This window comes from Rhodococcus sp. T7 (assembly GCF_009872365.1).
GTDB lineage: Bacteria > Actinomycetota > Actinomycetes > Mycobacteriales > Mycobacteriaceae > Rhodococcus_F.
The window spans coordinates 1-6,307 of the sequence record NZ_WXYH01000121.1 but is presented as its reverse complement, the minus strand read 5'-3'; the positions used below and the strand labels follow the sequence as shown (position 1 = coordinate 6,307).

Annotated in this window: 7 protein-coding genes and 1 pseudogene; 3 read left to right on the top strand and 5 right to left on the bottom strand. The window is 71.4% G+C overall.

Annotated features, from left to right (window positions below; genetic code table 11):
• Positions 1-331 (top strand): hypothetical protein (locus tag MLGJGCBP_RS14925; protein WP_160096522.1); only part of this gene is annotated, 331 nt, incomplete at its 5' end.
• A 160-nt stretch (positions 332-491) separates the two neighbouring features.
• Complete coding sequence (locus MLGJGCBP_RS14920) at positions 492-1,073, top strand: Rv1733c family protein (RefSeq protein WP_160096520.1); 582 nt, start codon at positions 492-494, stop codon at positions 1,071-1,073.
• A 235-nt stretch (positions 1,074-1,308) separates the two neighbouring features.
• Here MLGJGCBP_RS14920 and mihF read toward each other — a convergent pair whose 3' ends face one another.
• From mihF to MLGJGCBP_RS14905, 5 genes and pseudogenes are all read right to left on the bottom strand, one after another.
• Complete coding sequence (gene mihF / locus MLGJGCBP_RS14915) at positions 1,309-1,620, bottom strand: integration host factor, actinobacterial type (RefSeq protein WP_160096518.1); 312 nt, start codon at positions 1,618-1,620, stop codon at positions 1,309-1,311.
• Between the two features lie 170 nt (positions 1,621-1,790).
• Positions 1,791-2,771: a putative bifunctional diguanylate cyclase/phosphodiesterase gene (locus MLGJGCBP_RS51735; protein WP_236581100.1), complete on the bottom strand. Its 981-nt coding sequence runs from the start codon at positions 2,769-2,771 to the stop codon at positions 1,791-1,793.
• Positions 2,772-2,862: 91 nt separating this feature from the next.
• Positions 2,863-3,447: pseudogene (locus tag MLGJGCBP_RS51730) on the bottom strand (diguanylate cyclase domain-containing protein); the annotation flags it as partial.
• Positions 3,371-4,039, bottom strand: a complete 669-nt coding sequence (locus MLGJGCBP_RS51725; protein ID WP_236581099.1) for a PAS domain-containing protein — start codon at positions 4,037-4,039, stop codon at positions 3,371-3,373. The gene MLGJGCBP_RS51725 and the pseudogene MLGJGCBP_RS51730, both read right to left, overlap by 77 nt.
• Positions 4,040-4,178: 139 nt before the next feature.
• Positions 4,179-4,493 (bottom strand): ANTAR domain-containing protein, encoded by a 315-nt coding sequence (locus MLGJGCBP_RS14905; protein ID WP_160096516.1) that lies wholly within the window; start codon positions 4,491-4,493, stop codon positions 4,179-4,181.
• A gap of 406 nt (positions 4,494-4,899) precedes the next feature.
• Between MLGJGCBP_RS14905 and MLGJGCBP_RS14900 the strand changes: the two genes are divergently transcribed.
• Entirely contained in the window at positions 4,900-6,306 is a 1,407-nt protein-coding gene (locus MLGJGCBP_RS14900) for a WS/DGAT/MGAT family O-acyltransferase (protein WP_160096514.1), read from the top strand.
• Position 6,307 lies beyond the last annotated feature (1 nt).

The window sequence follows — 6,307 nt, the reverse complement described above, 5'->3', positions numbered from 1 at the left end:
CGTGTTGACCTGGTTGGTCACCGCGCTCGCGGACGTGGTCGTCGCCCGCCTCGGGCCCGCGGGGGACGGGGAGGCGTTCGTGATCGAGGTGCGCACCACCGCCGGCCGCACCGTCGGTGCCGGTGAGCTTCCCCCGAGCCACGGCCGGGTGGGGCGGTCGGTGCTGGCGATGCTCGCCGGCGACCGGGACGCCGCCCAGGCACAACTCGCGGCCGCCGAACGCGAACCGGACCCCGCGGTGCGGGCCACCACCCTGGTCGAGGCGTTGGTCTGGCTCCACGCGCTGCTCGACGCGAAGACCCCCGCCTTCCCGGACCCGCCACCCGGATGAGTCCACGCCGCCCCTCGGTGGGATTTCCCCGCGCCGTCGGTGGTGTCAGACAGTTTGGCTGACAGGGCGACCATGGCCACGTTTCGGGACCTGGCACCGCGGCAACTCTGCCGGGGAGAGGATCGGTTTTCCCCTCGTTGCCCCCTGGGAGGTGACAAGCATGCGGATCTGGCGGCTGGGACCATGGAGTCGGAATCCGCTGATGCGCCCGTCCGACCGAGTCGAATCCATCCTGGTGCTTGTCGTCGCGGTGGTGGTAGTGCTGCTCCTGGTGCCCGTCGCGGCGGCCTACGGGACCGCCACCCACACCCGATTGGACGTCCAGGCCCGCGCCGAACGGGCCACCGCGCAGCAGGTGCCCGCGGTGCTGGTCGAGGATGCCCGGCCCGGGCGAGGAGAGGTGCCGAACGGCACGCCCCACGACAGCGATCACGCCCGGGCCCGGTGGTCGCTGCAGACCATCGCGCACACCGGCGATGTCCCGGCCCCGCCGGGCTCGAGGTCGGGCGCGACGGTCACCGTGTGGATCAACTCCACCGGTGAACCCGTCGCCGCACCGGCAACCGACACCGAAACCGCCGCTGCCGCGGTGCTCACCGCGGTCGTGATCTGGGCAGCCGGTGCGAGCGGCGGCGCCGTTCTCCTCTGCGGTGTCCATGCGGCGACCACCCGACACCGAATGGCGCAATGGGATGCCGAGTGGAACGAACTCGACAAGCCCCCCGGCTGGCATGTGAGCTGAGCGCTGCGAGGTCGGAGCCGGCATCCACCCCGACTGGCAGCACGTAAATCGTCGACCACGAGAACGCCCGGGCGCTGCGCATCCGGCTGGCGGGCAACAACGAAGGCCGGGCGACCAGGTTCATCGCCGCGTGTGCCTCGGCCGCGCCGTAGTGGGCGAGTCCGAGAAACACGTTGCGCTGCAGCCCGACCGGGACACCGTTCCGGGCGGGCTGCTCCCGTACTCGCGTGGGCTGTCAGGCGGTGACGTCGAGAAGGGCACGCCGCTGGTTGGCCCCGAGACCACCGATCCGACGGGTATCGGCGATCGACAACTCCTCGAGGAGTTGGGTGGCCTTCACCGGACCGACGCCCGGAAGGGCCTTCAGCAACGCGGACACCTTCGTCTTCTTCACGATCTCATCCGTCTCCGCCTTCACAAGCACATCGGCGACGCTGATCGTCCCGGCCTTGACGTCCGCGAGAAGCTGACCTCGCACCCTGCGGGCCTCGGCCGCCTTCGCGAGTGCCTCGGCGCGCTGCTCGGCGGTCAGAACGGGCACTGCCATGGGGACTCCTCCAAGAGTTTCTCCGGCCGGCAGATCCCGGCCGTGAGACTTCGATCGTGCCAGGCCCGGCCGACACGCCGCCCAGCTCATCGCCGAGGAGACCGGCGTTGCCACGGGGCCGCCGCTTCCCTCATCGCCCCCGGGCCACACGGCCGGGCTCCGTATCGGCTTCAATCGCACGGTGAGCGCGCCGGCGCCGATCCACCCCGGCCGGTGCCGCCCGGGCTTCGCCGCAGCAGTGCGGTGATCTGGGCCGCGGTGACGGGTTTCGCGAGGTAAGGGCCCTGGGCGAGATCGCACTCGCAGCCGTGCAGGGTGTCGAGTTGAGTCGCGGTTTCCACGCCGTTACCGATGACGGTGGCGCCGTAGGCGCGGGCGATGGTGACGAAGGCGGTGACGACGGCCTCGGGACGCCGGCCCGGGAGGGCGGTGATATATGACCGGTCGATCTTGAGGGAATCGAAGATCGGGTACCGGATCAGATACCCGAGCGGTCCGTGCCCGGTGCCGAGATGATCGAGCAGCAGCACCACCCCCAGCTCGTGCAGCGCGGTCAGGGTGCCGACGGCGCGGGCGGTCACCGACGCCGACGCGGTCTCGCTGATCTCGAGGCCCACACGGTGCGCGGGCAGCCCGGTGTCGGCGAGGATGTCGGCAACCTGCTCGGCGAACGCGGGGTCGCGAAGTTGCACGGTGCTGACATTGACGTGGACGCGGACCTCGATCCCGGCGTGTGCCGGCCAGGCGGCGGCCCGTCGGCAGGCGGCACGCAGCGCCCAGGAGCCGACAGGACCGATCAGGCCAGTGCGTTCGGCGACGGCGACGAACTCGGCGGCGCTGATCTCCCCGAGGGTGGGGTGCACCCACCGGACCAGGGCCTCGACGGCGCCGACGGCGCCGCTGCTCAGATCGAAAATCGGCTGGTAGAGCAGGGTCAGCTGGTCGCGGTCGAGGGCGGTGCGCAGGTCGGTGGACAACCGCAGCACCCGGTCGGCGTCGTCGCTGTCGCCGTCGCCCGGGTGGTAGAGCGCGTGACCGCCCGCCCCGGCGCTCTTGGCCCGGTACATCGCCAGATCGGCGCGCCGGATCAGCTCGTCGGCGGTGCAGGTCGGGTCGGAGACGGCGATGCCGATGCTGGCGCGCAGCGGCACCGGGGACCGCGGCCGGGTCCGGGTCCGGGGTTCGCAGCAGGGCGGTGATCCGGGCGGCCAGCGCGATCGCCGCCTCGGCGCCGATGTCCTCGCAGACGATGACGAATTCGTCGCCGCCGAGGCGGGCGACGGTGCCGGCCGGCCCGGCCGCCCCGACGAGGCGCCCCGCCAGCCGAATCAGGACGGCGTCCCCGTGCGCGTGCCCGAGGCTGTCGTTGACCACCTTGAAGTCGTCGAGATCGACCAGCAGGACCGCGGCGGTGGTGTGGCCCCGGCAGGCGGTGTCGAGGGCGGCGGCGATCCGCCGGCACGCCGCGGTCCGGTTCGGCAATCCGGTGAGCGGGTCGCGGCGGCTCTGATCCCGCACCCGGGTTTCGGTGTCGATCCGGCCGATCGCGGCGGACAGCACGGTGGCGACCGCCCGCAGGAACGCGACATCGCGGTCGGTGTAGTCGCGGGGGCGGGCGCTGTGCACGGTCAGCACCCCCCACAGGGCGTCGGCGCCGATCGGCACACTAATGCCGCTGCGCAGCCCGCGCCCGGCCATCGTGGTGGTGGCGAACCGGGTTTCCTGCTCACGGTTCGAACACACCACCACCTCACCGGTGGCCGCCGCGTACCCCGGCGGCGACGCCGCTCCGGCGGCGAAGGACCGCGGCCTGGGGGGGTTGCCCACTGTAGGCGAGGACCTCGAGCGCGTCGGTGCCGGTGCTCCGGGCGATCGAGGCGCACCCCGCCCCGATCAGGGCGGCGGCCGCACCGGTGGCGGCGGGCAGCAGGGTGTCGAGGTCGGCGACGACGGCGAGCCGGCCGAGCTCGGCCAGGGCGTGTTGTTCGCGGGCCCGGTGCGCGGTCGACTCGAGGGCGGTGCGGAATCGGCGATCCTGCGTGCGGCGGCGCCGGCGGTCGCGCATGATCGCGGCGATCACCGCCGGGCCGGCCTCCCCGTGACGCACCGCGAATGCGGAAACATACACCGGGATCGGCTCACCGGTGCCGAAATGCCGCAGCTCGCTGACCCCCTGCCAATGCCCGTGGCGGGTCAGGGCCGCCTCCACCGCGGGGGTTTGGGCCAGGCCGGCGTCGGTGAGGAATTCGGCGGTGGTCCGGGCCCGGGCGTCCGCGTGATCGCGCAGGCCCACCAGCGCGATACCCGCCGGGTTCAGATACAGAATGTGGCCGGTGCCGAAATCGGAGAGGAACACCAGGTCCGGGGCCTGGTCGAGCACCGACCGCCACAGGTCGGGGTCCAGGGACTTGAACTCCACAACCATCCCTCCTGCGCCGGTCACCGATCGGAGAGGTGGAACCGGCGGTCCCCGTCAGGGCTGTTCGAATCCCGCTGGAACCCCGACAATTTCGATCCCGACCGCTGCCTGTCGATTCCTCACCGGCAAAGCGAAGGTGTCAGCCGGCGTGTCGGCGCGGGGGCAGCTGGGCCAAGAGGGTGGCCCATTCGTCGAAGCGGGTCGCGTCGAGGCGGGGCCGGTTCTGCCGCGGCGGGCCGGCGAGGTCGACCAGGGCCCGGGCCGCACCGAGGACGGTGAGGTGGTGCCGGTGTGCCACGTCGAGGAGTTCGTCGAACGCCTGTGCGTCGCTGTAGCCGCGGCCGGCGATCAACACCCCCTTCGCAGTGGCGAGCAGTTCCCGGCCGTCGCGGCGCCGCCACCTCGCCAGTGGCGTCGGTTCCGGAAAAAGTCGTGCGGTGTCGTTCTCGGCCATGGGTTCTCCTTCGCGTTCGTGCATCGACAGGGGGCCGCCGGCTGTGTCGGCCGGCCCCGCATGTGACACGACCTGTGAGGTGTGTCACTTTGTCGATACCCCGAGTAGTTCTAGCTCGAGGATTGCCCGATGTCACCCCACACGAACGTTTAGTCGGCCGTCACCTCGCCACCTGGGGAAATGGCACCGGGTGCCGGATGGTTGCCGGAGTTGGCGTACCGCGTGATGGTGAGGTACATCTGAAACCACGTGATCGGTTTGTGATCCATCACACACCTAACCGTAACCTTAACCCTTGACCTGAGGTGCATCCACACTGCACCACCGGTCCTGGCGAACAGACCTACTTCGGGTCCCCGGAGTTCGGGTCACGCGGAACGACGCGGAACGAAAGGCCCCCTATCCCATGCTGTTGCCGATGTCCCCGACCGATTCCCTGTTCCTGCTCGGGGAGTCCCGGGAGCATCCGTTGCACGTCGGCGGCCTGGCCTTGTTCGCACCACCCGACGACGGGCGGGCGGCGGATGTGCGGGCGATGCTGGAGGCGGCCTCGCGCAGCGACCAGGTGGCACCGTTGCTGCGTAAGCGGGCGGCCCGCTCGGTGACCTCGCTGGGTCAGTGGGGCTGGGACACCGACACCGAGATCGACCTGGGCCACCACATCCGCCGCGACGCCCTGCCGCAGCCCGGCGGCATGACGGAACTGATGTCCCTGGTCTCGAGGCTGCACGGAAGCCTGCTCGACCGCTCCCGCCCGTTGTGGGAGATGCACCTGATCGAGGGACTCGCCGACGGCCGGTTCGCGGTGTACATGAAGATTCATCATGCCCTCGCCGACGGCGCGTCCGCGATGAAGTTCCTGCGCCGCGCGTTGAGCGAGGACCCGCAGGAGCGGGACATGCCCGCCCCGTGGCAGCCCACGCCGACCCGGACGCCGCCTTCTTCGTCGGTCGCGTCCGTCGCGTCGGCCGCCCGGAATCCGCTCGAGCTTCCGGGTGCGGCGCTGTCCGCCGCCCGCGGGGCGCTCGGCGAGGTGGCCGGGCTGGTGCCGGCGGCGGTCGGCACCGTGGACCGGGCATTGCGGGCTCGCGGTGGTCCGCTGTCGCTGACCGCCCCGCACACCGTGTTGAACGTGCCGATCGGCGGTGCCCGGCACTTCGCCGGCCGCACCTGGCCGCTGGAGCGGCTGCGGATGATCGCCAAGCACGCCGACGCCACCATCAACGATGTGGTGTTGGCCCTGTCCTCCGGTGCGCTGCGCACATTCCTGGACGGCTTGAATGCCTTGCCCACGGATCCGCTGATCGCGATGGTCCCGGTGTCGCTGCGCGGCGGCGGCAGGGAGGGCGAAGACGGGAATCGGCTCGGGGTGCTGATGTGCAACATGGGCACCCACCTCGCCGACGCCGGCCACCGGCTCGAGGCCGTGCGCACCAGCATGAACGAGGGCAAGGCGCCGTTGCGCGGCATGAGCCCGGCACAGGTGCTGGCGATGAGCGCCCTCGGCGCGGCGCCGCTGGCCGCGGAAATGCTGGCCGGGCGCCGCGGACCATGGCGCCCGGCGTTCAACGTGGTGATCTCCAACGTCGCCGGCCCCCTGACCCCGCGGTACTGGAACGGCGCCCGCCTCGACGGCCTCTACCCGCTCTCGATCCCCACCGACGGCCAGGCGTTGAACATCACCTGTACCAGCACCGACGACCAGATCGTCTTCGGGCTGACCGGCTGCCGGCGCACCCTCCCGCAGTTGACGCCGATCCTCGACCACCTCGACACCGAACTCGACGCCCTCGAACGGGTCGTCGGACTGTAGA

Bases quoted from the DNA above. Each gene is read 5' to 3' on its own strand.
- MLGJGCBP_RS14920 (WP_160096520.1), top strand. From the start codon at position 492: ATGCGGATCTGGCGGCTGGGACCATGGAGTCGGAATCCGCTGATGCGC.
- mihF (WP_160096518.1), bottom strand. From the start codon at position 1,620: ATGGCAGTGCCCGTTCTGACCGCCGAGCAGCGCGCCGAGGCACTCGCG.
- MLGJGCBP_RS14905 (WP_160096516.1), bottom strand. From the start codon at position 4,493: ATGGCCGAGAACGACACCGCACGACTTTTTCCGGAACCGACGCCACTG.
- MLGJGCBP_RS14900 (WP_160096514.1), top strand. From the start codon at position 4,900: ATGCTGTTGCCGATGTCCCCGACCGATTCCCTGTTCCTGCTCGGGGAG.